At 64.4% G+C, this 26,294-nt stretch carries 24 protein-coding genes; 6 read left to right on the top strand and 18 right to left on the bottom strand.

Annotated features, from left to right (window positions below; translation table 11 throughout):
* Positions 1 to 69 precede the first annotated feature (69 nt).
* Complete coding sequence (locus tag QAZ22_RS10410; protein WP_278073846.1) at positions 70 to 957, top strand: GNAT family N-acetyltransferase; 888 nt, start codon at positions 70 to 72, stop codon at positions 955 to 957.
* Positions 958 to 1,072: 115 nt separating this feature from the next.
* On the opposite strand, the gene QAZ22_RS10405 is transcribed toward QAZ22_RS10410, so the two are convergent.
* Both QAZ22_RS10405 and grpE read right to left on the bottom strand, forming a co-directional pair.
* Complete coding sequence (locus QAZ22_RS10405; RefSeq protein WP_278206672.1) at positions 1,073 to 1,705, bottom strand: trimeric intracellular cation channel family protein; 633 nt, start codon at positions 1,703 to 1,705, stop codon at positions 1,073 to 1,075.
* 121 nt (positions 1,706 to 1,826) lie between these two features.
* Positions 1,827 to 2,474: a nucleotide exchange factor GrpE gene (grpE, locus tag QAZ22_RS10400; protein ID WP_278206671.1), complete on the bottom strand. Its 648-nt coding sequence runs from the start codon at positions 2,472 to 2,474 to the stop codon at positions 1,827 to 1,829.
* 218 nt (positions 2,475 to 2,692) lie between these two features.
* On the opposite strand from grpE, the gene QAZ22_RS10395 reads away from it, so the two are divergent.
* Positions 2,693 to 2,893, top strand: coding sequence for a hypothetical protein (locus QAZ22_RS10395; protein ID WP_278206670.1), 201 nt, complete (start codon positions 2,693 to 2,695; stop codon positions 2,891 to 2,893).
* Positions 2,894 to 3,136: 243 nt separating this feature from the next.
* Here the strand turns inward: QAZ22_RS10395 and QAZ22_RS10390 are convergent, their stop codons facing one another.
* From QAZ22_RS10390 to cysG, 7 genes are all read right to left on the bottom strand, one after another.
* On the bottom strand, positions 3,137 to 3,757 hold the full coding sequence (locus QAZ22_RS10390; protein WP_278206669.1) for a DJ-1/PfpI family protein: 621 nt from the start codon (positions 3,755 to 3,757) through the stop codon (positions 3,137 to 3,139).
* 194 nt (positions 3,758 to 3,951) lie between these two features.
* Entirely contained in the window at positions 3,952 to 5,559 is a 1,608-nt protein-coding gene (locus QAZ22_RS10385; RefSeq protein ID WP_278206668.1) for a GMC family oxidoreductase N-terminal domain-containing protein, read from the bottom strand.
* A 78-nt stretch (positions 5,560 to 5,637) separates the two neighbouring features.
* Positions 5,638 to 6,171, bottom strand: coding sequence for a DUF934 domain-containing protein (locus QAZ22_RS10380; RefSeq protein WP_278206667.1), 534 nt, complete (start codon positions 6,169 to 6,171; stop codon positions 5,638 to 5,640).
* Between the two features lie 234 nt (positions 6,172 to 6,405).
* Complete coding sequence (locus QAZ22_RS10375) at positions 6,406 to 7,170, bottom strand: phosphoadenylyl-sulfate reductase (protein ID WP_278206666.1); 765 nt, start codon at positions 7,168 to 7,170, stop codon at positions 6,406 to 6,408.
* Positions 7,145 to 8,815 carry a nitrite/sulfite reductase gene (locus QAZ22_RS10370; RefSeq protein ID WP_278206665.1) on the bottom strand — a complete coding sequence of 557 codons (1,671 nt, stop codon included), beginning with the start codon at positions 8,813 to 8,815 and terminating at the stop codon, positions 7,145 to 7,147. The genes QAZ22_RS10375 and QAZ22_RS10370 overlap by 26 nt, the downstream gene beginning before the upstream one ends.
* 43 nt (positions 8,816 to 8,858) lie before the next feature.
* Positions 8,859 to 9,164 carry a DUF2849 domain-containing protein gene (locus QAZ22_RS10365; protein WP_278206664.1) on the bottom strand — a complete coding sequence of 102 codons (306 nt, stop codon included), beginning with the start codon at positions 9,162 to 9,164 and terminating at the stop codon, positions 8,859 to 8,861.
* On the bottom strand, positions 9,161 to 10,657 hold the full coding sequence (gene cysG / locus QAZ22_RS10360) for a siroheme synthase CysG (RefSeq protein WP_278206663.1): 1,497 nt from the start codon (positions 10,655 to 10,657) through the stop codon (positions 9,161 to 9,163). The genes QAZ22_RS10365 and cysG overlap by 4 nt, the downstream gene beginning before the upstream one ends.
* A 430-nt stretch (positions 10,658 to 11,087) precedes the next feature.
* Between cysG and QAZ22_RS10355 the strand changes: the two genes are divergently transcribed.
* Complete coding sequence (locus QAZ22_RS10355) at positions 11,088 to 11,525, top strand: host attachment family protein (RefSeq protein WP_278206662.1); 438 nt, start codon at positions 11,088 to 11,090, stop codon at positions 11,523 to 11,525.
* 212 nt (positions 11,526 to 11,737) lie between these two features.
* On the top strand, positions 11,738 to 13,531 hold the full coding sequence (gene ybaL, locus QAZ22_RS10350) for a YbaL family putative K(+) efflux transporter (RefSeq protein ID WP_278206661.1): 1,794 nt from the start codon (positions 11,738 to 11,740) through the stop codon (positions 13,529 to 13,531).
* Positions 13,532 to 13,537: 6 nt separating this feature from the next.
* Here the strand turns inward: ybaL and QAZ22_RS10345 are convergent, their stop codons facing one another.
* Entirely contained in the window at positions 13,538 to 14,344 is an 807-nt protein-coding gene (locus tag QAZ22_RS10345) for a helix-turn-helix transcriptional regulator (RefSeq protein WP_278206659.1), read from the bottom strand.
* A 112-nt stretch (positions 14,345 to 14,456) separates the two neighbouring features.
* Between QAZ22_RS10345 and QAZ22_RS10340 the strand changes: the two genes are divergently transcribed.
* Entirely contained in the window at positions 14,457 to 15,377 is a 921-nt protein-coding gene (locus QAZ22_RS10340; RefSeq protein ID WP_278206658.1) for a zinc-binding dehydrogenase, read from the top strand.
* A gap of 25 nt (positions 15,378 to 15,402) precedes the next feature.
* Here QAZ22_RS10340 and QAZ22_RS10335 read toward each other — a convergent pair whose 3' ends face one another.
* The 8 genes from QAZ22_RS10335 to QAZ22_RS10300 all read right to left on the bottom strand — a co-directional run bounded on the left by QAZ22_RS10335 (position 15,403) and on the right by QAZ22_RS10300 (position 22,748).
* Positions 15,403 to 16,152 carry an SDR family oxidoreductase gene (locus QAZ22_RS10335; protein WP_278206656.1) on the bottom strand — a complete coding sequence of 250 codons (750 nt, stop codon included), beginning with the start codon at positions 16,150 to 16,152 and terminating at the stop codon, positions 15,403 to 15,405.
* Between the two features lie 431 nt (positions 16,153 to 16,583).
* A complete protein-coding gene (locus QAZ22_RS10330; RefSeq protein ID WP_278206655.1) occupies positions 16,584 to 18,836 on the bottom strand; it encodes a transglycosylase domain-containing protein in 2,253 nt (750 codons plus the stop codon).
* A gap of 295 nt (positions 18,837 to 19,131) precedes the next feature.
* The gene (locus tag QAZ22_RS10325) at positions 19,132 to 19,515 is read right to left on the bottom strand and encodes a hypothetical protein (RefSeq protein ID WP_278206654.1); all 384 of its coding nucleotides are present in this window, start codon (positions 19,513 to 19,515) and stop codon (positions 19,132 to 19,134) included.
* Between the two features lie 167 nt (positions 19,516 to 19,682).
* On the bottom strand, positions 19,683 to 19,829 hold the full coding sequence (locus QAZ22_RS10320) for a hypothetical protein (RefSeq protein ID WP_278073827.1): 147 nt from the start codon (positions 19,827 to 19,829) through the stop codon (positions 19,683 to 19,685).
* Between the two features lie 28 nt (positions 19,830 to 19,857).
* Complete coding sequence (locus QAZ22_RS10315; protein ID WP_278206652.1) at positions 19,858 to 20,112, bottom strand: GlsB/YeaQ/YmgE family stress response membrane protein; 255 nt, start codon at positions 20,110 to 20,112, stop codon at positions 19,858 to 19,860.
* A gap of 212 nt (positions 20,113 to 20,324) precedes the next feature.
* The gene (locus QAZ22_RS10310; RefSeq protein WP_278206651.1) at positions 20,325 to 20,528 is read right to left on the bottom strand and encodes a hypothetical protein; all 204 of its coding nucleotides are present in this window, start codon (positions 20,526 to 20,528) and stop codon (positions 20,325 to 20,327) included.
* 66 nt (positions 20,529 to 20,594) lie between these two features.
* Positions 20,595 to 21,215, bottom strand: coding sequence for a ribonuclease D (locus QAZ22_RS10305; protein ID WP_278206650.1), 621 nt, complete (start codon positions 21,213 to 21,215; stop codon positions 20,595 to 20,597).
* Between the two features lie 147 nt (positions 21,216 to 21,362).
* Positions 21,363 to 22,748: a M20/M25/M40 family metallo-hydrolase gene (locus QAZ22_RS10300; protein ID WP_278206649.1), complete on the bottom strand. Its 1,386-nt coding sequence runs from the start codon at positions 22,746 to 22,748 to the stop codon at positions 21,363 to 21,365.
* A gap of 538 nt (positions 22,749 to 23,286) precedes the next feature.
* Between QAZ22_RS10300 and polA the strand changes: the two genes are divergently transcribed.
* The gene (polA, locus tag QAZ22_RS10295) at positions 23,287 to 26,253 is read left to right on the top strand and encodes a DNA polymerase I (RefSeq protein ID WP_278206647.1); all 2,967 of its coding nucleotides are present in this window, start codon (positions 23,287 to 23,289) and stop codon (positions 26,251 to 26,253) included.
* Positions 26,254 to 26,294: the final 41 nt, after the last annotated feature.

Raw genomic sequence — 26,294 nt, 5'->3', positions numbered from 1 at the left:
CTGTCACAATCCTGTTGCACCTACACCGTATCCCCGTGCCAAGAGGGATGGCTCGAAGGAGAATCACTCGTGCATACAGTCATGCCTGAATGCGACACTCGGCCGAACGCCAGCGGCGCCTTGCTCGCCGCGCGTACTGTCGATGCTGTCGCAAGCGGCGCGCCGCTGGGCCGGATCGGCAACCTTGAAGTGCGGCTCGCCCGCAACGAGGCCGAGATCGCCGCCGCCCAGGAAGTGCGCTACCGGGTATTTTATGACGAGCTTGGCGCGAGAAAGGATCTGTTCCAGGCGCAGGACCGGCGCGATGCCGACCGTTTCGACCCGCTCTGCGACCATCTCCTGGTTTTCGACACCGCGCTTCCCGGTCCCGAGCATCGCCGCATCGTCGGCACCTACCGCCTGCTGCGGCAGGAGATCGCCACGGCCGCGGGCGGCTTCTATTCCGAAGGCGAGTTCGAACTGACCAAGCTGGTGGCGCGGCATCCGGGCCAGCGCTTCCTCGAGCTCGGCCGCTCCTGCGTGCTGCCGGAATACCGTTCCAAGCGGACCATCGAGGCGCTCTGGCAAGGCATCTGGGCCTATATCAATCACTACGGCATCGGCGTGATGACCGGTTGCGCGTCCTTCCATGGCATAGTGCCGGCGGCGCATGCCGAGGCGCTCACCTATCTCGCCCACCACTGCCGCACCGATCAGGCCTGGGACGTCCGGGCGGTGGCCGGCCGCTACTGCTCGATGGACCTGATGCCGATCGAGGCTGTCAACGCCAAGGCCGCGATCGCCGCCATGCCGCCGCTGGTCAAAGGTTACCTGCGCGTCGGCGCCCGCATCGGCGACGGCTGCGTCATCGACCACGAGTTTTCGACGGTCGACGTTTTCGTCGTCATGCCGGTCAAGGAAATCGGCGCCCGCTATGTCAACTACTACGGCGGTGAAGGCCAGCGCTTCGCGGCATAGCGAATAGCGAATAGCGAATAGCGAATAGCGAATAGCGAATAGCGAATAGAAGAAAAGTGGCGGGATCTGTTCCGTTCAACCCCTATTCGCTACTTCCTATTCGCTACTCGCTCCTTCACGGAATATCTTCCGGCCTCCGGCCGGGCCGGCTTTTGTACGCAGGAAACGACCAGCCGAATTTGAGCGCACCGCCGCGCACCAGGAAAGCGGCCGCGAAGCCGAGCAGGCTGGATGGCAAGGCCGGCATGCCGACAAGATCGCAAAGCGTGAAGAGCGCCGCGCCGGCAAGCGCCGCCGTGACGTAGATTTCGGGCCTCAGCAGCACGGAAGGCTCGCCGGCAAGCAGGTCTCGCAATATGCCGCCGGAGGTCGCGGTGAGCACCCCGGTGATGACAGACACGACCGGCGAGCCGGTGATCGCCAGCCCCTTGGCCGCGCCCATCACCGCGAAGGCGGCAAGCCCGATCGCATCGAGCCAGAGCAGCAGCTTGTAGCGGGATTCGACGCGGTGGGCGCTGAAGAAGACAAGCACGGCGACAACGGCGCAGATCAGCACATAACCGCTATTGGCGACCCAGAACACCGGCAGGTTGAGGATGACGTCGCGCAGCGTCCCGCCGCCGATGCCGGTGACGCTCGCCAGGAACAGGAAACCGATGATGTCGAGTTCCTTTCGCGACGCGGCAAGCGCGCCCGTCGCCGCGAAGACCGCGACGCCGGCATGGTCGAGCAGCTCGATGGGATTCATGAGGGTAAGGGAGTAGGGCAGTAAGGGAGTAGGTGAGTAGGGACTATAAATAGCATAAGCCGCATCAAATGTACGGCCGCCATTCCTACTCCCTTACTGCCCTACTCCCCTACTCCCCTAATCACGCATCCTTCTCGGCCTGCTCGTTCACCGGGCCCGGCTCGACCTTCGCCTCGGCGGCCGCCTTCGGACCGCCCTTGGCGACGCCGACCATCGCCGGCCGCAACACGCGGTCGCCGATCGAATAGCCCGGCTGCACCACCTGGACGACGGTGCCAGCCGCAACGTCGGCATTGGGCACCTCGAACATCGCCTGATGGAAATTCGGGTCGAACTTCTCGCCTTCCGGCGCGAGCTTCTTCACGCCGTGCCGCTCGAGTGCTGCCAGCATGGCGCGCTCGGTGAGGTCGACGCCCTCGATCAGCGCCTTGAAACCGGCATCGCCGCCGGCCTTTGCCTCGGCCGGGATGGCTTCGAGCGCGCGGCGCAGATTGTCCGACACCGACAGCATGTCGCGCGCGAAATTGGCGACCGCGTAAGTGCGCGCGTCATGCACGTCGCGCGCGGTGCGCCGCCGCAGATTCTCCATTTCGGCCGCGGCGCGCAGCGCGCGGTCCTTCAGTTCCTCGTTTTCCTTCAGCAGCCGCACAAGCGCCTCATAGTCGCCGTCGACGCCCCCTTCCGCACGTTCGCCGGAAGCCTTGGCGCCGGAAGTCTGGTTGGCTTCGATTTCCTCGGGCGCGCGTTCGTCTTTTGCCTGGTCGCTCATCGCCGTTTCCCGTCATTCGGATTGGTTTGGATTTGCGCCCGATATCGAGGTTTAAGGGCCAAAAATCAAGGGGCAAGCACCGGCTGCCACCCTCCTCGGGCCGTTCGAAATTAATTCAAACTTTACCGTACCGGGCGTCTTCGCTTGCCGTCGGGGGCAGGTACGGGAACCATTGCCGGGCTGGAGGAGTTTCGAAGCCGACACAGGATTTTGGGACCATGAAGGGCAACAACGGCGACAGGCGCGCCAAGCTCGCCAACGACATCAGGCGGCAAGTCGGCACGGAAGCGACGAAGCGCTTACTGCGCACGCTGCCGGTGTTTCGCCTGGAAAAAGAGATGCCAAAGCGGCTTACGGACCTGCTCGACCGCTTGGAAGGGGCGGAGGCGGATAAGGCGGGCGGCGCACGGCGTCACTAGGGCAATTCCAGGAAAAGTGCGCAGCGGTTTTCCGTCCGGAATCGCGTAAAAACAAATAGTTAGAGCAGTTCAGCGTTTCCGTGAAACGATGAACTGCTCTAGGGCAATTCCAGGAAAACGGTCTTCCGTCCGGAGTTGCGTCAAGACAAAGGGATAGAGCGGTTCGCCGTTTCCGTGAAACGGTGAAACGCTCCAGCCGCATGCCGCCCTTCGTGAAGTTCCACGGCGTAGGGCGCCGAAGGGCTACGCTGCCTGGCGCTCGTCGCGCATCAGCGCTTCGCCATGACGTATCTCGGTGCCGAGCACCTTCAGGCACTCCCGCATGAAGGCGGCAAGCCCCGGCCATCCCTTGCCCGACACGAGATTACCGTCGACATGTGCGCCGGTCGGCGGCACGTCGATATAGATGCCGCCGGCAAGGGTCACTTCCGGCTCACAGTACTGCAGCGCGGCGACTTCCTTGCCGCGCACCACGCCGTCGACCGCGATCAGGATCTGAACGCCGTGGCAGATGGTGAAGATCGGCTTGCCTGTCTCGTGGAAGTGCTTGACCAGCGCCTGCACGCGCTTGTCGATGCGGATATATTCCGGCCCGCGCCCACCCGCCGCGTAGACCGCATCGTAGTCCGCGGGATTCACCTCGGCGAAGGTCTTGTTGAGGATGTAGTCGTGGCCGAGCTTTTCGGTATAGGTCTGGTGGCCCTCGAAGTCGTGCAGCGAGGTCTTAAGCACGTCGCCGGCCTTCTTGTCCGGGCAGACGACATGGACGGTGTGGCCGACTGCATGCATGGCCTGTTCAAAGACGAAAATCTCGTATTCCTCGCTGAACTCGCCAACGAGCATCAATATCTTCTTGCCTGCCATGCCGTTTCCTCCTTTGCCGACTATTTATTTCGGACCGCGAAATAATAACCCTATCCTAAGGGCAATATGGCCGAAGGGGAAGTGCAAATCGCATAAGTGGTCTGACCAGATCGACTCGATCCCGATAGCAAGCCGGCAGGACCGGCTCAGCCGAGGCGGAATCAAGCAACCTGGTCCGACCAAGCACGCAAGGCTCAGGCTGCTGCCCGGATCATGTCCGCGGCCTTCTCGGCGATCATGATCGTCGGCGCATTGGTGTTGCCGCCGATCAAGGTCGGCATCACCGAGGCATCGACCACGCGCAGCCCCTCCAGCCCGCGAACCTTGAGCTTCGGGTCGACGACGGCCATGTCGTCGATGCCCATCTTGCAGGTGCCGACTGGGTGGTAGATCGTGTCGGCGCGCGCCCTGATATGCGCCATCAGCTCGGCATCGCCGGAAGCGCCGGCGGTGTAGATTTCCTTGGCGCGATATTTCGCCAGCGCCGGCGCCTCCAATATGGCGCGCATCATCCGCACGCCTTTGAGCAGAAGGTCGGCGTCCCGCTCGTCCTCCAGGAAGCGCGGGTCGATGCGCGGTGGCGCCAGCGGGTCGGTGCTCGATAACCCTACCGCGCCGCGCGAATAGGGTCTCAGCACGCAGACATGGCAGGAAAAGCCGTAGCCCATATGCAGCTTGCGGCCGTGGTCGTCGACGATGGCGATGCAGAAATGCAATTGCAGATCGGGACGCTCGATCGCCGGATCGGATTTGAGGAAGGCGCCGGCTTCGGCATAGGGCGTGGCGATCATGCCGGTGCCATCCTTGCGCCAGCGCAGCATGTGCCTGATCAAGCCCGGCATGCCGCGCAGGCCGATGCCCATCAGATCCGTCTCCCGCGATTTCCAGGCCAGGATGAAATCGAGATGGTCCTGCAGGTTCCGACCGACGCCGGGCAGCTCGTGGACGAGCGGAATGCCGTGCGCCGCGAGCTCGACCGCCGGACCGATGCCGGAAAGCATAAGCAGTTGCGGCGAGCCGAACGCCCCGCCGCAAAGGATGACTTCGCGCTTGGCTTCCGCCACGGCTTCGTCCTTGCCGATGCGATAGCGAACGCCCCTGGCGCGCTTGCCGTCGAGCACCACGCCCGTCGCATGCGCGCCGGTGACGACGGTGAGATTGCGCCGGCCGGTCGCCGGATGCAGATAGGCGGCGGCCGCCGAGCAGCGTTCGCCATTGCGGCGCTCGCCCCAAAACTGCGTCACCTGATAGAGCCCTGCCCCTTCCTGGTCCGGGCCGTTGAAGTCGTCGTTGCGCCTGATCTGGTTTTCACCGCAAGCCTCGACAAAGGCCCTGGAAATAGGGCGCGGCTCCTGCTGCTCCGCCACCCTCAGCGGCCCATCGCCGCCATGCAGCGGATCCGAGCCACGTTGGTTGCCCTCGGCGCGCCGGAAATAAGGCAGCACCTCGTCCCACGACCAGCCGTCGCAGCCGAGGTCGGCCCATTCGTCATAGTCGCGACGGTTGCCCCGCGTGTAGAGCATGGCGTTGATGGCGCTGCAGCCGCCCAGGGCCTTGCCGCGCGGCTGATAGCCCCTGCGGCCGTTGAGGCCTTCCTGCGGCACCGTCTGGAAGTCCCAATTATTGATCCTCGGCCGCCCCGGCAGCAGCGCGATGATGCCTGCCGGTGCGCGGATCAGCAGATCCTTGCCGTCGCCTCCCGCTTCGAGCAGGCAGACCGTCTTCGATGGATCCTCGGAAAGCCTTGCCGCAAGCGTGCAACCGGCGGAGCCGCCGCCGGCGATCACATAGTCGTAACGCATGGTTCCCTCCCCGGCGGATATTTCCGTCCGTTCCTAGAGAGAAGACTCGCGCGAAGACCTTGTAAAGATGCCGTTGCGTCAGCCTGGGCGCTTGCGCCGCCAGGAATATTTCGGCCCCTTGGCCTCCGGCTCCACCGCCGGCTGATAATAGACCGGCAGGCCGCCGGTGCGTCCTTCCTCCAGACGCTTCAAGAGCACCGGATTGGAAACCTCGAACTCGTCGAAGCCGAGCCGCAGCATATGCGGCAGCTGATCGACCAGCACCTGGCCCGTGGCGCGGACCGCGCCCTTGAAATTGTGGCGGCTGCGCAGCAGCTCGCCCTTGGAGAAGGAGCGGCCGTCGTTGAAGGCCGGAAAGGCCAGCGCCACCAGCGACAGCTGGTCGAGCAGGCCGACGATCTTGTCGAGTTCGTCGCCGGGCAGCAACAGCACGCCGATGCGCTCCTTGGCCGACTTGCGGGTCTCGTCATCGAGCGCCAGGAAAGCCTGCAGCGGCAGGATGAAGCGGCCATTGCCGGCAAGCGTCTCGGCGCTTTCGGCGTGGGTCCAGTCGTCCTCGCGAAAGCCCTTCGGGGTCCAGAGGCGGGTTTCCGGTTTGGTCGGTTCAGTCATCAAAATTCCCAAGTCCAAAAAAATCGAAGGATATGTCGAGAGTCAGGTCAGGCCGAGCCGAGAGCGGTGGCTTCCGAGAACCGGAGCGGAGCTTACTTCATGTACGTGAGCACCGGCCTACGTCGGCCGTAGCCTAAATTCAACGGCCACGCCACTCATCAGTGCTTCGGCCGGCGGAGGCCGGAAGCGCAGGAAACCTGCTGCAGGCCGGCCTCACCTGAATATCAACATACCCTAAAGCGATGCGTCGGTCAGCGACTTCTCCAGTCCGGAGAGATGAATGCCGCATTCGGTCTTGGCGTGCCCTGCCCAGCGGCCGCTGCGCGCGTCCTCGCCAGGCTGCACCGGCTGCGTGCAGGGGAAGCAGCCGATCGAGAGATAGCCATAGGCGACCAGCGGATTTTCGCGCAGCGCATGCGCGCGCATATAGTCGGCCTGGTCCGACGTCGTCCAATGCGCGAGCGGATTGATGCGGATGCGCGAGCCGACCGCCTCGAAGACCGGCAGCGCCGCGCGCGTCGAAGCCTGGAAGCGCTTGCGTCCGGTGAACCAGGCGCGGAACGGCTCGACGCCGCGCGCCAACGGCTCGACCTTGCGCACGTTGCAGCAGGAGTCGGTATCGGTCTCATGCAGCCTGCCGGTCGGATCGACGCGCTCGAGCCCCGCCTCGTCCGGTTTGATCACCCTGACATCGGTCAGGCCGAAATCGGCAACCAGCGCGTCGCGATAGCCCAGCGTTTCCTCGAAATGCTTGCCGGTGTCGAGGAAGATCACCGGCAGCGAGCGGTCGATCTTGGCGATCATATGCAGGAGCACCGCTGAATCCGCACCAAAGGACGACACGGCGGCGACCTCGCCGCGGAAGAATTCACGCGCCGAGCGTTCGATGATCTCGATCGGCTTCAGATGGCCAAGCAGCGCGTCGAGCCCTGCCGCTTCCGCGGCGACGCCGGCCTCGACGCCGCCCGTCCGGTCAAGCGGCCTTGGTTTCGCCAGCATAGAGCGCCTCCTTGAACGGCGCGGGACCGACACGGCGGTAGGCGTCGATAAAACGTTCGTCGGGACTGAGCCGAAGGCCGACATAGGTTTCGACGATCTGCTCGATGGCATCGGTGATCTCTTCCGATGAGAAGCCGCGGCCGATGATCTCGCCGACCGACGTGTTCTCGTCGGCCGAGCCGCCGAGCGTCACCTGGTAGAGCTCGGTGCCCTTCTTCTCGACGCCGAGAATGCCGATGTGGCCGACATGATGGTGGCCGCAGGCATTGATGCAGCCGGAGATCTTCAGCTTCAATTCGCCGATCTCGCGCTGCCGCTCCAGCGAGGCGAAGCGGCGAGAAATCTCCTGCGCCACCGGAATGGAACGCGCCGTGGCCAGCGAGCAATAATCGAGGCCGGGGCAGGAGATGATGTCGCTGATGAGGTTGGAATTGGCCGTCGCCAGGCCGATCTCGACCAGCGCGTCATAGACCGCCTTGAGGTCGGCGCGCGCCACATGCGGCAGGATGAGGTTCTGCTCGTGGCTGACGCGCAGCTCGTCGAAGGCATATTTCTCGGCGATGTCGGCAACGGCTTCCATCTGGCTATCGCTGGCGTCGCCGGGAACCTCGCCGATACCCTTGAGCGAGATCGTCACCGCCGCATAGTCGGGGTGGCGATGTGTCACGACATTCTGGTCGAGCCATTCCGAGAAACTCTTGGAATCGAGCCGCGCCTGCTTTACCTGCGCGTCGCCTTCCGGCCGGTCCGGCAATGCCGGCGGCGCGAAATAGGCGTTGATAGCCTGGATATCGGCATCCGGCAGCTTCAGCTCGTCGTCCTTGAGTTCCTGCCATTCGGCCTCGACCTGGCGGGTGATCTCCTCGACGCCGGTCTCGTGGACCAGGATCTTGATGCGCGCCTTGAACTTGTTGTCACGGCGGCCATAGAGGTTGTACACGCGCAGGATCGCCGTGCAGTAGGACAACAGCTCGGCTTCCGGCAGGAAGTCGCGGATCTTCTTGGCCACCATCGGCGTGCGACCCTGGCCGCCGCCGACATAGACGGCAAAGCCAAGCTCACCGGCCGCGTTCTTCTTCAGGTGCAGGCCGATGTCATGCGTCTGAATGGCGGCGCGATCGCGCTCGGCGCCGGTCACCGCGATCTTGAACTTGCGCGGCAGATACGAGAACTCCGGATGCACCGAAGACCATTGGCGCAGGATTTCCGCATAAGGACGCGGGTCGGCGACCTCGTCGGCGGCGGCACCTGCGAAGTGGTCCGCGGTAACGTTGCGGATGCAGTTGCCGCTGGTCTGGATGGCATGCATCTCGACGCTCGCCAGATCGGCGAGGATCGCCGGAACGTCGGACAGCGCCGGCCAGTTGAACTGGATGTTCTGCCGTGTGGTGAAATGGCCGTAGCCCTTGTCGTATTTGCGGGCTATGTGGCCGAGCATGCGCAATTGCCGGCTGTTCAGCGTGCCGTAAGGCACGGCGATGCGCAGCATATAGGCATGCAGCTGCAGATAGACGCCGTTCATCAGCCTGAGCGGCCGGAATTGCTCCTCGGTGATCTCGCCGGCAAGCCGGCGCTGCACCTGGTCGCTGAACTCGGCGACCCTGGCGCGAACGAAATCTTGGTCGAACTCGTCGTAACGGTACATGCTTCGTCTTCCGGGGCGCGTCCGCCCGCTCTTTCCTTGAAACTTATGCCGCCCGGGCCGGTGCCGGGGACGCCTGCTTGCCGATATCGGTGCGGATGGTTGGACCAGCGGCGCGGATCTTCTCGCGCAGCCGCACCGGCTCGACCAATCCATTGACCACGGTGACGTCGATGATGTTGACGTCGACCACTTCGTTGTTGGCGGCCGCCGCGGCGCCGATCGCCTCCAGCCTGTCCTCAGCCACCTTGTCGTGGGCGATGTCGGCATGGCCGACTGTCTCCGCCCAGCCGCCATCGGCGTACCAGACCGCTATGCCGTCGGAGAGCCTGTTCGCGGTCAGAACCTTCATTGCCGTACTCCTTCGGCCACCGTACTGTCGGCGGCCTCTTCATGCCCTGTGTCTTCGCGCCCTGTGTCTTGGTGCCCTGTGTCTTCGCGCTTGTGTGTCGCGAGCGGTTCGGATCGTTCGAAATTGGCGCCGGCGACCGCGTCGCCGATAATCGTCATGACCGGACCGGTGAGATCGGCGCGCGCTTCGAGCGACGGCAGGTCGGCCAGCGTGCCGTGGAAGCGGCGGCGATTGCCAAGGCTTGCATTCTCGACGACAGCGACGGCAGTGTCCGGCGACAGTCCCGCTTCGATCAGACGTCCAGCAACTTCGGCAGCGACCGAGCGGCCCATATAGACGGCAACGGTGGCGCCGGAGATGGCGAGCTTGGCCCAGTCGGGCAGCGAATTGCCCTTGAGGTCGTGTCCGGTGGTGAACACCATCGAGGAGGTCACGCCGCGCAGCGTCAGCGGCAGTTCGAAATCGGCTGCGGCGGCGAAGGCGGCGGTGACGCCGGGAACCACCTCATAGGCGATGCCGGCTCCGCGCAGCGCCGCCATCTCCTCGCCCGCCCGGCCGAACACCAGCGGATCGCCGGACTTCAGCCGCACCACGCGCTTGCCGGCGCGGCCAAGCTCGATGAGCAGAGCATTGATCTCTTCCTGGCTCTTGGAATGGCAGCCCTTGCGCTTGCCGACGGGCAGCCGCTCGGCGTCGCGGCGGCCCATGGCGACGATCGCCTCCGGCACCAGCGCGTCATAGACGATCGCGTCCGCTTCCATGAGCAGGCGGTGGGCACGCAGCGTCAAGAGATCCTCCGCGCCCGGACCCGCGCCGACCAGCGCAATATGGCCCGCCGTCAACTCGTTCGAAGCCAGAAGGTCGAGCGCCGCATCATGCGCCCTGGCGAATTCTCCGGCCTCGACAGCCTTGGCAGGAGCGCCGGCGAAGAAGTCGCTCCAGAAGCGGCGGCGGCGATTGCCTTTCGGCAGCCGCTCGGCGGCGGCACGGAACGAAGCCGCCAAGGCAGCCAGCCGGCCGAGCGACGGCGACAGCATGCGGTCGATGCGCACGCGCAGCAGCTGCGCGAGCACCGGGCCGGCGCCCTCGGTGCCGATGGCGATCGCAACCGGCGCCCGGTTGACCAGCGCCGGCGTAAAGAAATCGCAGAGTTCCGGCCGGTCCACGGCGTTGACCGGGATGCCCAGCCGGCGCGCATCTTCGGCGACCCGGCGGTCGAGCGCCTCGTCACCGCTGGCGGCAAACACCATGGCCGCGCCTTCGAGCTGGGCAGCGTCATAGGCGGCATCGACATGAACGGCGCCGGCTGTTGCGATGAAATTCAGAAGTTCGGGATCGGCATCGTCCGCGATGATGCGCAGCGCCGCGCTCGACTGCGCGAGCAGCCTGGCCTTGGCAAGCGCCCCCTCGCCGTTGCCGACGATGGCCACGGCTTCGCCGTCGACCCGCAGGAAGACGGGGAAGGCGTTGAGCTTGGCATTGGCTGGCGACATGGCGACAACGATTAAGAGAACAGTCTGGCAGTTTTATGCGGGCGCGGCAAAAACCAGAAGGCAAGCACTCGCGCATCCCGTGATGGCAGGCAATCGCTTTTTCGCAGCCGCGAAAGGCAGGAGAAAAAAATTCTACGCCGGAGCTTGAGGTGTCCAGGCACCCCGCTTGCGGCCATTGATCCAGCATGATTTTTAGCGCCGTCCCCTCAGCGCGGCAAAACGTTTTTTTCTAATTTCTACTAAGTTAGTAGATTAAAGCCGTACCCCTCACCGGCGACCGGTTGGTGCACTTTGCAAAGAGATGATCGCGGGCGTCGTCCTGGCTGGAACAATCACGCTCGGCGGCACGTTTGGCTAGCGACCCTACCCCGCCGACAGGCCGCATTTGAGCATGACCGACATATCTGAAAACCGAAAAGGAGTGAGCGCCATGAGCATCAGGCTGAAACACGGTCTTTGGGTCATCGTGGCTGACGGCGAGAAGGCGCTTTTCCTGCGCAACGAGGGCGACACCAAATATCCGAACCTGCAAGTCGTGCAGGAGATGGAGCAGGAAAATCCTGCCACTCGTGAGCAAGGCACCGACAGACCGGGCCGATACGCCGAAGGACCTCGCAGCGCGATCGAAGAAACCGACTGGCATCGCTTGGGAAAGGAACGTTTTGCTGACGATATTGCCGACCGGCTCTACAAGCTTGCACACCGGGGTCAGTTCGAAGAGATCGTGCTGATTGCGCCGCCGCGGGTGCTGGGCGAAATGCGGCAGAAGCTGCACAAGGAAGTCTGCGAAAAAGTTCAGGCCGAAATCCCCAAGACGCTGACCAACCACACCATCTTCGAGATAGAGGGTCTGCTCCTGGCGGCCTGAAAACGCCGCATGGCCAGAGGACATCGAGCGCTTGATGCCGCGGTCTGCCGACAGCGGCCGAGTGCCTTTCTTTTTTCGGAACCGGCCCCGGCGCCGATTTCTGCCCGGCCATGGTTGCATCATCGCCGCGCTCTCCAGCATATTGCGAAGGGCGACGGCCTCGGGCGGCGCTTATCCGACATCGTAAATTTCCGAAAGGCGCTCCATAGACAATGCCGCATGACACGCCCCTTATCGCCACCATCGTCGCCGGTTTGGGGCTTGCTTTCGTCTTCGGAGCGTTGGCCAACCGTTTCCGCATCCCGCCGCTGGTCGGCTATCTGGTAGCCGGCGTCCTGGTCGGCCCGAACACGCCGGGCTTCGTCGCCGACGCCAGCCTCGCCAACGAGCTCGCCGAGATCGGCGTCATCCTCCTGATGTTCGGCGTCGGCCTGCATTTCTCGCTGAAGGACCTTTTGTCGGTCCGCGCAATCGCCGTGCCCGGCGCTGTCGTGCAGATCGGCTTTGCCACGCTGCTCGGCGCCGGCCTCGCCTGGCTGCTCGGCTGGTCCCTGGGTGCCGGCCTGGTCTTCGGCCTCGCTCTATCCGTCGCCTCGACCGTGGTGCTGCTGCGCGCCATGCAGGAACGGCGACTGATCGAGACCGAGCGCGGCCGCATCGCCGTCGGCTGGCTGATCGTCGAGGATCTGGCCATGGTGCTGGCGCTGGTGCTGCTGCCGGCGCTGGCCGGCGTGCTCGGCGGCCAGCCGCAGGTGGACGACCACTCGAGCCCGCTGTCGCTGCCTGCCAGCTACGGCATCTGGGGCGTGGTCGGCGTGACGCTCGCCAAGGTCGCCGCCTTCGTCGTCGTCATGCTTGTCGTCGGCCGCAGGGTCATCCCCTGGATCCTGCACTATGTCGCCCATACCGGCTCGCGCGAGCTGTTCCGGCTCGCGGTGCTCGCCATCGCGCTCGGCGTCGCCTTCGGCGCGGCGAAACTGTTCGGCGTCTCGCTGGCACTCGGCGCCTTCTTCGCCGGCATGATCATGAGCGAGTCCGAGCTCAGCCACCGCGCGGCGGAAGAATCATTGCCGCTGCGCGACGCGTTCTCGGTGCTGTTCTTCGTCTCGGTCGGCATGCTGTTCGACCCGTTGAGCCTGGTCAGCAACGGCCTTCCCATACTTGCCACCCTTGCCATCATCGTCATCGGCAAGTCGCTCGCCGCCTTCGTTATCGTCATCGCCTTCCGCTATCCGATCGCCACCGCGCTGATGATTTCGGCCAGCCTCGCCCAGATCGGCGAATTCTCCTTCGTCCTGGCCGAGCTCGGCGTCGGGCTGAAGCTGTTGCCCGAGCAGGGGCGCGACCTGATCCTTGCCGGCGCCATCCTGTCGATCTTGCTCAATCCGCTGATGTTCCTCGTCGTCGACCGGATGCAGCCATGGCTGGAAAGGCGCGCCGGCGCGGCCACGCCGGAGGGAGGGCCGATCGGCCCGGCGACGGAGCCGGGTCAGGTGGCTTCGGCGCCGGCGACTTCAGAGAAAGAGGACGGCCCGCCGCCCAAGTCGACGCTGACCGGCCATTCCATCCTGATCGGCTATGGCCGCGTCGGCAGCCTTGTTGGGGCCGCGCTGAAAGAGGCAGCCCTGCCCTTCCTAGTCATCGAGGATGCCGACAAGACGCTGGCGAAGCTGAAGGCCGACGGCATCGAGACGGTGGCCGGCAATGCCGCCAATGCGGAGGTCTTTTCCGCCGCCAATCCGGAGGGCGCCAAGCGGCTGATCCTTGCCATCCCGAATGCCTTCGAGGCCGGGCAGGTCGTGCTTCGGGCCCGCGCCGCCAATCCGGCGATCAACATCATTGCCCGTGCCCATTCCGATGCCGAGGTCGAGCACCTGAAAGGGCTCGGCGCCGACACGGTGATCATGGGCGAACGCGAGATCGCGCGCGGCATCGTCGAGGTGGTGACGGCCAAAGCGACCGATCCGGCTGGGTCCGCCATGGAGATCAAACCACAGCCGGCCTGATGCCTATCAGGCGACGTATGCGGACCCGCCATTTTGAGCGATGTCGCCGAGATATTTCGCCGGCGGCTTGCCGAGCGCCTTCTTGAACATGGTGATGAAGGCAGTGACCGATTCATAGCCGAGGTCGCCTGACACCTGCTGCACGCTGGCGCCGGAAGCCAGCTCCCGGATTGCGACGATCAAATGCAATTGCTGGCGCCAGCGCCCGAAGGTCAGCCCTGTCTCCTTCACCACCAGACGCGCGAGACTGCTCTCGCTGAGCGCGACGCGACCGGCCCATTGCGCCAGCGTGCTGCGGTCGGCGGGATCGTTCGCCAACATTTCGGCGATCCGCCGCAGCCGCGGTTCGGCCGAGATCGGCAAGTGCAATTGCTGCACGGGCATGCGTGGCAGCTCGGCCAGCAAAATCTCTCCCAGGAAACCGCATCTTGCATCGTCCGGCGAACAGTCCGACAGTTCGACGATCAGTTCGCGCAGCAGCGGCGAGATCGACAGCGTGCAGCACCGGTCCGGCAGGTCGGCGGCTCCGGGCTCGATATAGACGAAGAAAATCCGGGCATTGGCGGTTGCGATATTGCTGTGCTTCATGCCGCTCGGAATCCACACGCCGCAATGCGGCGGCACCATCCACAAGCCGCTCGGAACGCGGCACGTGACGCCGCCACCGAGCGCGAAGACGAGTTGCCCTTTGCGGTGCCAGTGCTGGGGCACTTCGGCCCGAGTCTCGGTCACATCGACGCGGACGGCAATCGCCGGCGCGAGCACGTCGTCGACATCGAAGTCCGGCCTGGGCCAGCGGAGCGGCCGCCTCATTGAATGTTTTTAGCGATCATTTGGCTCTATATCTAAATTTTTCAGTCACGAAAGTCGATAGGCTCGAGCCCATATCGCCGCGACCCAAAATCTCCAATTCCAACGGTGGCCCATGCTTGCCCTTGCTATCTCTTCAGACAGCCCCAACCGGCTGAAACTCACCGAGACCGACGAGCCAAACTGCAATGCGCATGAAGCATTGGTGAGCGTTCATGCAACATCGTTGAACCGTGGCGAACTGCGCCTGCTCGCCATACGCCCCGACGGCTGGATACCTGGCCAGGATATCGTCGGGATTGTCGAGCGCGCTGCGGCCGATGGCTCCGGGCCAGCCGTCGGCACCCGGGTTACGGCTTTGGTCGACGAGGCAGGCTGGGCCGAACGCGTCGCCGTTCCAACCGACCGCCTCGCCGTCCTGCCGGATGGTGTCAGCTTCGCGTGCGCAGCCACGCTTCCGGTGGCGGGGACGACGGCGCTACGGACTTTGCACCATGGCGGCGACCTCGCCGGCCAGCAGGTCCTGATCACCGGTGCAAGCGGCGCGGTCGGCCGTTTCCAGATCCAGATCGCCCGCGAGCAGGGCGCGCGCGTGACCGCGGTCGCCACTTCCCGGTATGACGAGGATCTGCGTGGCTTGGGAGCCGAGCAAGTCGTCGAGTCGATCGAGCTGGCCGCGGGACCGTTTTCGCTGATCACCGAGTCGGTCGGCGGCAAAAGCCTCGCGCACGCGATCGAACGCGTCGCGCCTGGCGGGACCATCGTCATGTTCGGTTCGAGCAGCGGCGAGCTCACGCCGGTCGGCTTCCGCCAGTTCGTTCCGGGCCACGAGGGGGCCAGGCTTCAGACTTTCGCTTATTACACGTCCGGTTCAGGCATTGGCGCCGACATCGCCTGGCTGCTTGGCTTGGTCGCGGCCGGCCGGCTGGAAACCCGCGTGGCCTTGACTGTGCCGTGGACCGAGATCGGGCAAGCGCTCGACGCGCTGCGACAGCGCAGCTTCAGCGGCAAGGCCGTTCTCACCATGACCGGATGAGCAGTCCTTGCCTGAAGTCCGTCGGTCACACGTGCTGGCCGCCGTTGATGTGGATCTCCGAGCCGGTCACGTAGGACGCCTGGCCCGAGCACAGGAAGAAGATGATATCGGCCACTTCCGATGTGGCGCCGAGGCGGCGCATCGGGATCGTCTCGACTATTCTGTCGGTGCCGGGCGACAGGATCGCGGTGTCGATCTCGCCCGGCGCGATCGCGTTGACGCGGATGCCGTGCGGGCCGAAGTCGTGCGCCATCTCGCGCGTCAGCGAGCCGAGCGCCGCTTTCGACGTCGCATAGGCCGTGCCGGCGAATGGATGCACCCGCGTGCCGGCGATCGAGGTGACGTTGACGATCGAACCCTTGGCCGTGGCCAGCTCCTTGAACAGGCCCCTGGCCAGCATGATCGGCGCGAAGAAGTTGACCTGGAACACGTCGCGCCAGACATGCATCGGCGTCTCGATCGAGTTCATCCGGCCGCCGTCCTTCAGCTTCGGCGAGATGCCGGCATTGTTGACCAGCGCATGCAATTGCCCGCCATGCGCCTCCAGCCGGTGCCGGATCTCCGAAATGGCGATGCCGACATCCTCCTGGTCGGCGAGATCGACCTTGATGTGGTCCTCGGGTCCGGCCGGCCATGGACAATCCTCGGCGAAGGCCTGGCGCGAGCAGGTGATGACGCGCCAGCCCTCGCGTGAAAAGCGTTTCACCGTCGCATGGCCGATGCCGCGGCTGGCGCCGGTGAGCACGATGGTTTTTCTGCTGTCGATTTCGGCCATGTCGCGGTCTCCGGCGCGTGATCTAGCCGAATATGGTTACAATGGCGAGAGGCCGCTAGGAGATCGCAAGATCGGCCAGCAATTGCCATTCAATAGCAAGTCGGGCACGCCGCGCGCAGGCCGAGATTGAGAAGAAAAACCAGACCCGACAACGTCCAGAGCACCGCTAGAAAAGTTCCCCGCGACCGTCTGGCTACGCGTGCAATGCCCCAGGCCAACCCATAAGGCAATAGAAACCCCAGGATGACGGAGCCGTATATCGCCCCGACTCTTTCCTGATCGAGGTATCGAGGATCGGGGTAATAGAGATATGGCAGGTGTCGAATGGCCACCACACTGACCGTCATCCCGGCCAGCAAGAGCCACTGCCACGTGCTTAGACGCTTGTATTCTTTCCCATCAGTCGACTCAGCCGGTTCGCCTGCCATTGTCTAACCCCCGCTCAATATGTCGAGGATCGAGGTCTGGCGCTTCTTGGTGGGGCCGCCGACGTCGCCGGGCGGCACGGGATGCTTGATCGAAGCGGTCGATCCGCTGTCGCTCGGCATGCCGAAGCCGTCGGCATCGACCGTCTGGGCCGGACGCGCCTGGCGCGCGGGCGCCTGGGCGACGGGCGCCGACTGGCCTACGGCTGCCGGCGGTGTCGGCGGCGGCTGCGACGCGTCAGCCGAGGGTATCTCGTCCGGCACGACCGTATCGGACGGCGTCGATTTCCAGGTGCCGGGCAGCGGCCGCACAGGCACGCCTTCATGCGCGGCGACCATGAACTCGTGCCAGGCCTGCGCCGGCAAGGCGCCGCCGGTCACCTTCTTCATCGGGCTGCCGTCGTCATTGCCGAACCAGACGCCCGTGGTCAGGTTGGCGGTGTAGCCGACGAACCAGGCGTCGCGTGAATTCTGGCTGGTGCCCGTCTTGCCGGCGGAGGGCCAGTTGAAGGCCGCCTTCTTGGCGGTGCCGACCTCGACCGTGCCGGTCATCATCGAATTCATCATGCCGACGATCTCGGCCTTGAGGACTCGCGGCGCGCTGCCGCCATTGTTCTCGTAGAGCACCTTGCCGCCGGCCGTGGTGACGCGGCGGATGAAATGGATGTCCGGCTTGTAGCCGCCATTGGCGAAAGGCACGTAGGCGGCGGTCAATTCCAGCGGCGTCACTTCCGAGGTGCCGAGCGCGATCGAGGTGTTCGACTGCAGATCGGACTGGATGCCCATGCGGTGCGCCGCCTCGACCACCGCGTCGGGTCCGACTTCCATGGTGAGCTGCGCCGCCACCGAGTTGAGCGACTTGGCGAGCGCGGTGGCCAGCGTCACCTTGCCGTAATATTTGCCCCCGTAATTGTCGGGCGTCCATTTGCCGATTTTGATCGGCGCGTCGTTGCGCACGCTGTCCGGCGTGCGGCCGGCTTCCAATGCCGCCATGTAGACGAAAGGCTTGAAGGCCGAGCCCGGCTGGCGGCGCGCTTCCGAGGCGCGGTCGAACTGGCTGGTCGAATAGTCGTAGCCGCCGACCATGGCGCGCACGGCGCCGGAGTCGTCGATCGACACCAGCGCTCCTTGCGTGACGTTGAGCTTCTTGCCGCTCTCGTCGATCAGCCGGCGGATCGACTGTTCGGCAAGCTTCTGCAAGGTCAAGTCGACGGTGGTGTCGATGACGATGTCGCCGCGCACGTCGCCGATCAGGTCCGGAAGCTCTTCCATGACCGTGTCGGCGACATAATTCTCCGAGCCGGTCCAGTAGGACGGCGCGCGCGTCGCCGGCGCGCTTAGCGCTACCTTGTATTCCTTGTCGCTGATCTTGCCTTCCTCGCGCATGGCGGCGAGCACGAGCTGCGCGCGCTCTTCCGCCGCCTTCGGGTCGCGCGCCGGCGATAGCCGCGACGGCGCCTTGAGCAGGCCGGCGAGAAGTGCCGCCTCCGACAGCGAGACATCGCGCGCGCTCTTGCCGAAATAGCGCCGCGAGGCCGCCTCCACGCCATAGGCGCCGGAACCGAAATAGACCCGATTGAGGTACATTTCGAGGATCTGGTCCTTGCTGTGCTTGTGCTCCAGCCAGAGCGCCAGGAGCACCTCCTGCACCTTGCGCTCCAGCGTGCGGTCCGGCGTCAGGAACAGGTTCTTGGCGAGCTGTTGCGTCAGCGTCGAGCCGCCCTGCGAGAAATGCCCGCCGAGCACATTGGTGACCATGGCGCGCGACAGCCCGATCGGATCGATGCCGAAATGCGAATAGAAGCGACGGTCCTCGATAGCGACGACCGCCTCGGGGATGTAGGGCGACATTTCATTGAGGCCGACGGCCTCGCCGCCCGACATGCCGCGATTGGCGATCAGCCCGCCGTCGACCGAGACGATCTTGATGTTGGGCGCGCGGTCGGGAATGGACCAGGTCGTCGCCGCCGGCATCTTGGCGCCGTAATAGACGACGATGCCGGCCGCCGCGATGCCGCCCCAGATGCAGAGCACGAAGCACCAGTAGAGCAGACGGCCGAAGATGGAAAACAGCCCGCGCCGGTTGCGATCGCGGCCACGGCCGCGCGATTTCGACCTGGCGGATTTGCGCTTTGCTGCGGATTTGCGATTTGCCGGCACGACGCGATCCTCCTCGCTGACCGAAAAGCCATCGGAGGATTTCGCGCGCGGCGCCCCCTCGAAGCTCGGTTCGATGCGACTGTCTCTGCGGTTCGCCATGCGCTGTGCTTGCTGCCCCCGGTGCCGATGGCGCTCGAGTTGCAGAGTAGATGCGGCGGTTTAAAGGCGCGTTAAGTGGGGAAAAATCGAAGCGATTGAGAATCAAGCGATTGAGAATCAAATGCTTGGCAAGCGCCCAATCCGGTCCGGTTCCGTGGGGCGAAGCTTCCGGTCACCGTGACTGGACGGCCTGGGCAAGACTGCATGCGTTTTGAGCCTTGTCGGAGCGCGATCGGCGTGAGGATTCGACCGCGCTCCTTGCCGGACTGCATCCGGCGGGCAAGTCGGCCGTGGACTAGTCGAGCACGGCGCGGACCGACAGCGCCGCTCTCGATGCCTGCATCACGTCGCCGACATGGCAGTAGCAGACGATCTCGTGCAGCTGATAATCGGTCAGCTGGAAGAAACGCTTCGCCTCTCCATAGCTGTCGCCCTTCAAACCTTCATCGTGCAAAACCGGGTCTTCCAGGGCCACCGATATCGGCGAGCCGTCGCCGCGCATGACATTGCGTTCCGCCGGGGCGTGGTACTCGGTGCCGGTAAGCGCGGTCAGGAGCCGGCTGGGCTCACGTTCGAGAAGCTCCGCCCAACGCTCGAGGCGCTGGGTTCGGCTCATGACGGGTTTGGCGGTGCGGACCTCGGCAACGGCGTGCAGCTGGTCCAGTGTTTGGTGCCTCATGGCAACCTCCTAGTGGCTAGGTTGGTCGGCCCCAAACTCCCCATGTCCGGAATGATATCGCCGAACCGCCCGGACGTCATCTTGTTTGCCGCCCGCTCCCGCAAGATTGATGGGAGCCGTTATCCGGATCAGGCCGGTCAAGCCGCGAGATGCGGACGCGACCCGACTCAATTCTGTTGGATCGAGATGCCCTTGTCGTCGATCTTGAGCTCCACGCCCTTCGGCCGGGTTTGCTCACGGTAGATATAGATGCCGAGCGCGATGATCACGACCAGCAGCGCGCCGATGATCAGATAGAGCATGTTCTGCTTCATGGCGCGCCCTTGATGCCTATGCGGAACATCAAGCCTGCTTCACCAGTTTGATCAGCACCAGAAGGATCACCGCGCCGATGGTGGAATGGATGATCGCGGCGAGAATGCCGCCGCCTATGGTGAAGCCCAGCCGGGGGAAAATCCATCCGGCGATCAAGGCGCCAACGATGCCGACGACGATATTGCCGATCAGCCCGAAGCCGAAACCCTTGACGATAAGGCCGGCGAGCCAGCCGGCGATGGCGCCAACGATGATGAAGACAAGGAGACTTTCGATACCCATCCAGGTTCCCTCCAGGCAAGCGGCGAGAGCGGAGCGAGGCTCCGAATCGCCTTCGAGATCAACGACTTCAAGCTATGCGAAAGTCCTTGTCGGCGCCAGCGACGGCGCTACCAACGCATGCCGCCCAAAAGTGAGCAGCGGTTTCGGGAAAACGACATGCGTAAAAAAGGCTAAAAGCGCGTCGCCTCAATCCGGCTCATAGCGACGCGCTTTCAGTCGTCTTCATCATCGCCCGATGCAGGCCGCCAGCTCGTCGGATCGACCTTTTTCTGGGTGTCGCTGTCGGTGTAGACCCACCAGCCGCCGTCGCGATACTGGCCGACGGACTCGTTGATCACGCCGTCGCCGTCTTTCCACATGACGGTGACCTTGGAGCCGTCCTTCGGCGCGCTCGCTATCGGTTTGCGCTCTGCCATTTCATTCCCTCCCATCTCATTCCGACAATGGACCGGCAGGAACGTCGCTCGACGCGCCGGGTTCCGTCAGCTATGCGCGAAGATGTCTTCCTCCGCCCAGCCCATCAGGTCGAGCTTGGCGCGCGTCGGCAGGAAACGAAAGCAGGCGTCGGCCTCCTTGCTGCGGCCCTCGCGCGCCAGCCGCATGGCCAGCACCTCGCGCAGTCGGTGCAGGTAGAGCACGTCGGATGCGGCATATTCGAGCTGCTCGGGCGAGAGCGTTTCGGCCGCCCAGTCCGACGACTGCTGCGCCTTGGACAGGCCGATGCCGAGCAGTTCGCTGCAGATGTCCTTCAACCCGTGGCGGTCGGTATAGGTGCGGGTCAGCCGCGAGGCGATCTTGGTGCAGAACACCGGCTCGGCCATCGCGCCGAAGGCGTGGTAGAGCACGGCAATGTCGAAACGGCCGTAGTGGAACAGCTTGGTGACGGCGCGGTTCCTGAGCAGCGTGACCAGGTTCGGCGCCTTCCTCTGGCCCGGCGCGATCTGGATGACGTCGGCACTGCCGTCGCCGGGCGAGATCTGCACCACGCAGAGCCGGTCGCGATGCGGGTTGAGCCCCAGCGTTTCCGTGTCGATGGCCACCGCCGCGACATTGTAGCGGGACAGGTCCGGCAGATCGTTCTTGTGGAAACGGATGTCGGTCATTCTCTTCTCCGGATCGCGGCCGCAATGCCGCGCATCGCTTGGGATGCGCAAGCATGCGGCAGCGCGTTGCGCTGGTAATCCGTCCTCGCCGCGATCCGGAGAAAAATCAACAGAAAGTTGATTTTCACACCTTCGGTTGATTTCGGGTCAGCGGGTCAGCGCGTCGAGGATGCGCGCCCAGGAACGCTGCCCCTTGTGGAAGGAGGTGAGCTCGTACTTCTCGTTGGGCGAATGGATGCGGTCGTCATCGAGGCCGAAGCCGACCAGCAGCGATTCCATGCCGAGATAGGTCTGGAAATCGCCGACCACGGGAATGGAGCCGCCGCCGCCGGTGGTGACGGCCTGCTTTTCCCATTCGTCGGACAGCGCATCCTTGGCCTTGGCCAGGAAAGGCGAGTCGTAGGAAAGCTGGATCGCCGGCGAGCCGCCATGCGGATGGAACTCGACCGAACAGTCGCCCGGAATGCGCTCGCGAACGAACGCCTGGAAGGCGTCGCGGATCTTCTTCGGATCCTGCTTGTGCACGAGGCGGAACGACACTTTCGCCGATGCTTCCGCCGCGATCACCGTCTTGAAGCCCTTGCCGGTGTAGCCGCCGATGATGCCGTTGAATTCGGCCGTCGGCCGCGCCCAGGTGAGCTCGAGCAGGGAGCGGCCCTTTTCGCCGGCGGGAATGGAAAGCCCGACCGGTCCGAGGAAGGTCTCGGCCGTTTCGCCGAGCCCCTCCCACGACTTCAGCACTTGGCTAGGCGTCTCCTCGACACCTTCATAGAAGCCCGGGATGGTGACATGGCCATCCTTGTCATGGACGTCGGCGAGTATCCTGGCCAGGATCCGGATCGGATTGGCGGCCGGGCCGCCATAGAGGCCTGAATGCAGGTCGCGGCTGGCGGCCTTGACGATGACCTCCTCGCCGACCATGCCGCGCAGCGAAACGCAGATCGAAGGCGTCTCGCGGTTCCACATGCTGGTGTCGCAGACCAAAGCGAAATCCGCTTTCAGCTCGGCTGCGTTCGCCTCGAGGAACGGCTTCAGCGACGGCGAGCCGGATTCTTCCTCGCCCTCGAACAGGATGGTGACGCGGCACGGCAGGTTGCCGTGTACCTGCTTCCAGGCGCGGCAGGCCTCGACGAAGGTCATCAACTGCCCCTTGTCGTCGGCCGAGCCGCGCCCAGTGATCACCTTGCGGCCGGGCTCGACCTCCTTGATCGACGGTGCGAACGGATCGGTTTCCCAGAGCTCGATCGGATCGACCGGCTGCACGTCGTAATGACCGTAGAACAGCACGTGTGGCGCGCCGGCCGGCCCTTCGTGATGCGCCACCACCATCGGGTGTCCGGGCGTGTCGCGCACGCTGGCGTCGAAGCCGATCAGCTTGAGCTCGGCGACCAGCCATTCGGCACCCTTGCGGCAGTCGGCGGCATAGGCGGGATCGGTGGAGATCGACTTGATGCCGAGCAGGCCGAAAAGCCGCTCCAGGCTCTGGTCGAGATTCTGGTCGAGACGGTCGAGGACAGGGGAGATTCTGGACATTTCTTCAGCCTTTCGATTCTGGCCCCGACCCTAAAGGGGCGAGCCGAAAACGCAAAGCCGTGATCGTTGGACCAAGGGCTCTGGTTTCGGTAACACGCAGGCTGCAGGGCAAAAAAGAACCGCCGTGGTGGAGGGGGAACCACGGCGGTCTTTACTCGAAACGTTGCGGCAGCCCGGAGAGGGGGGATAGGCTGCCGCAGTTTGCCCGGGATAGGCGGGGGACGGGCCTTACTCCGGACTTCGGCGAAAACTGCCGATGACAGCTATTTGGGTCCGTGAACATGGCGATTCAAGGGCACGAAAATTACACTTTTGTAACATAGCCGTGAGCGGCCGGATTCTTATGCACGTCGCACGAAATGCGCGGCGGTTTTGGGACCCGGCATGCATCAAAGCATAGGCTGAAGGCGCGTCACCCGATTCCCTGTCGGCCCGATGCGCTTTGACGGACAGTATCTGTCAGGGGCGTTGCCGGAACCCGTGGGTTGCGCAGCCTTTGGCATGGACCGCGACGCCCTGCCGCGCTATCCCTGCCGGCATGAAAAAAGGCGATCATCTCTTTCTTGTCGACGGCTCCGGCTACATTTTCCGCGCCTACCACGCGCTGCCGCCGCTCAACCGCAAATCCGACGGCCTGCCGACCAGTGCCGTGCTCGGCTTCTGCAACATGGTGTGGAAGCTGATGCAGGACGCCCGCAACACCAGTGTGGGCATTGCGCCGACGCATTTCGCCGTCATCTTCGACTATTCCTCGAAAACCTTCCGCAGCGATCTCTATCCCGAATACAAGGCCAACCGCTCGGCGCCGCCGGAAGACCTCATCCCGCAATTCGGCCTGATCCGTCAGGCGACCGTGGCCTTCAATCTGCCCTGCATCGAGATGGAAGGCTTCGAGGCCGACGACATCATCGCCACCTATTGCCGGCTCGCCTGTGAAGTTGGCGCCGACACCACCATCGTCTCTTCCGACAAGGACCTGATGCAGCTCGTCGGCCCGACGGTCCGTATGTACGATCCCATGAAGGATCGCCGGATCAGCATCCCCGAAGTGATCGAGAAATGGGGCGTGCCGCCGGAAAAGATGATCGACTTGCAGGCGCTGACCGGCGACTCGATCGACAATGTGCCGGGCGTGCCGGGCATCGGACCGAAGACCGCGGCACAGCTTCTGGAGCAATTCGGCGACCTCGATGGGCTTTTGGCCCGCGCCGGCGAAATCAAGCAGGACAAGCGGCGCGAAACCATCATCGCCAATGCCGACAAGGCGCGCATCTCGCGCGAGCTGGTGACGCTGAAGAACGACGTGCCGCTGAAGGAAGGGCTGGACGATCTCATCCTGCATGCGGCGGACGGCCCGAAACTGATCGGCTTCCTGAAGACCATGGAATTCACCACGCTGACCCGCCGCGTCGCGGAAGCAACCGGAACCGATATCGGCGACGTGCAGGCGGCGCCCGTCACCATCGAGCGCGCCGATACCGCGCACGGCCCCGATGTCGGCGCCGGCGCGCCGCCGGCCCCAAGGCCGGCCATGGCGACGCCGAACGGCGCCGCGAAGCCTGCCGCGCCAGTAAGGGCGGAAGACGCTCCGCCGCAGGGGGATACCCCTTCCCTGCTCTCGGCGCTGCGGCTGGAACAGGCGACGGCGCGCAAGATCGACCCTTCGGCCTATACGGCCATTCGCGATACGGCCACGCTCAAATCCTGGATCGCCGAGGCGAAAGAGGCCGGCATTCTGGCCTTCGACGCCGAGACCACCTCGTCCGACCCGATGCAGGCCGAGCTGATCGGCCTCTCCATGGCGGTTGCGCCGGGCCGCGCCGTCTATGTGCCGATCGCCCACATGAACGGCAGTGGCGACCTGCTCGGCGGCGGCCTGCTGGCCGACCAGATCCCGGTCCGAGAAGCGCTGGCGCTGCTCAAGCCGCTGCTGGAGGACAGGTCGGTCCTCAAGATCGTGCAGGACATGAAATACGACATCGTCGTGATGAGCCGGCACGGCATCGAGGTTGGGCCGTTCGACGACACCATGCTGGTCTCCTATGTGCTCGATGCCGGCACCTCCGGCGGCCACGACCTCGCCTCGCTGTCGGAGAAGTGGCTCGGCCATGCACCGGCCTCGAAGAAAGAGCTTGCCGGCTCGGGAAAGAGCGCCGTCGGCTTCGGCCAGGTCGACATCGGCCGGGCCACCGCCTATGCCGGCGAGCAGGCCGATCTGGCGCTGCGACTCTGGCAGTTGCTGAAGCCCCGGCTCGCCGCCAAGGGCCTCGTCTCCGTCTATGAACGGCTGGAGCGCCCGCTGGTGCCCGTGCTCGCCCGCATGGAGCAGCGCGGCATTTCGATCGACCGGCAGATCCTGTCCAGGCTGTCGGGCGAGCTGGCGCAGGGTGCCGCCCGCGTCGAGGAGGAGATATACGGGATCGTCGGCGAGCGCATCAACATCGGCTCGCCCAAGCAGCTCGGCGACATATTGTTCGGCAAGATGGGCCTGCCCGGCGGCTCTAAGACCAGGACCGGTCAGTGGTCGACCTCGGCGCAGCTTCTGGAAGACCTTGCCGCCGAAGGCCATGAGCTGCCGCGCAAGATCGTCGACTGGCGCCAGCTCACCAAGCTGAAATCGACCTATACCGATGCGCTGCCGGGCTTCATCAATCCCGGCACCAATCGCGTACACACCTCGTATGCGCTGGCGGCGACCACGACAGGACGCCTGTCTTCCTCCGATCCCAATCTGCAGAACATCCCGGTGCGCACTGCGGAAGGCCGCAAGATCAGGACTGCCTTCATCGCCGAGAAGGGCCACAAGCTGGTCTCGGCCGACTACAGCCAGATCGAATTGCGCGTGCTGGCGCATGTCGCCGAGATCCCGCAGCTCAAGCAGGCCTTCGCCGACGGCGCCGACATCCACGCCATCACCGCGTCGGAAATGTTCAACGTGCCGGTCGAGGGCATGCCTTCGGAAGTGCGCCGGCGTGCCAAGGCGATCAATTTCGGCATCATCTACGGCATCTCGGCCTTCGGCCTCGCCAACCAGCTGTCGATCCCGCGCGAGGAGGCAAGCGCCTACATCAAGCGCTATTTCGAGCGCTTCCCGGGTATCCGCGACTATATCGAGGAAACCAAGGCCTATGCCCGCGAATACGGCTTCGTCGAAACCATCTTCGGCCGCCGCATCCACTATCCGGAGATAAGGTCCTCCAACCCGTCGGTCCGCGCCTTCAACGAACGCGCCTCGATCAACGCCAGGCTCCAGGGCACCGCCGCCGACATCATCCGCCGCGCCATGGTGCATATGGAAGAAGCGCTGGAGAAGGCGAAGCTGTCGGCCCGCATGCTGCTGCAGGTGCATGACGAGCTGATCTTCGAGACGGTGGAAGCGGAGGTCGAGGCGACGATTCCCGTGGTGCGTCGCGTGATGGAGAACGCGCCGATGCCGGCGGTATCGATGTCGGTGCCGCTGCATGTCGATGCGCGGGCCGCGGATAATTGGGACGAGGCGCATTAACGCCTCAGATTCGTTCGTCATCCAGGGGCGGAGCAAGGAGC

It is taken from the genome of Mesorhizobium sp. WSM4906, from assembly GCF_029674625.1.
Classification (GTDB): Bacteria; Pseudomonadota; Alphaproteobacteria; order Rhizobiales; family Rhizobiaceae; genus Mesorhizobium.
The sequence above is the reverse complement of the archived record's forward strand: the minus strand, read 5'-3'. Positions and strand labels throughout refer to the sequence as shown.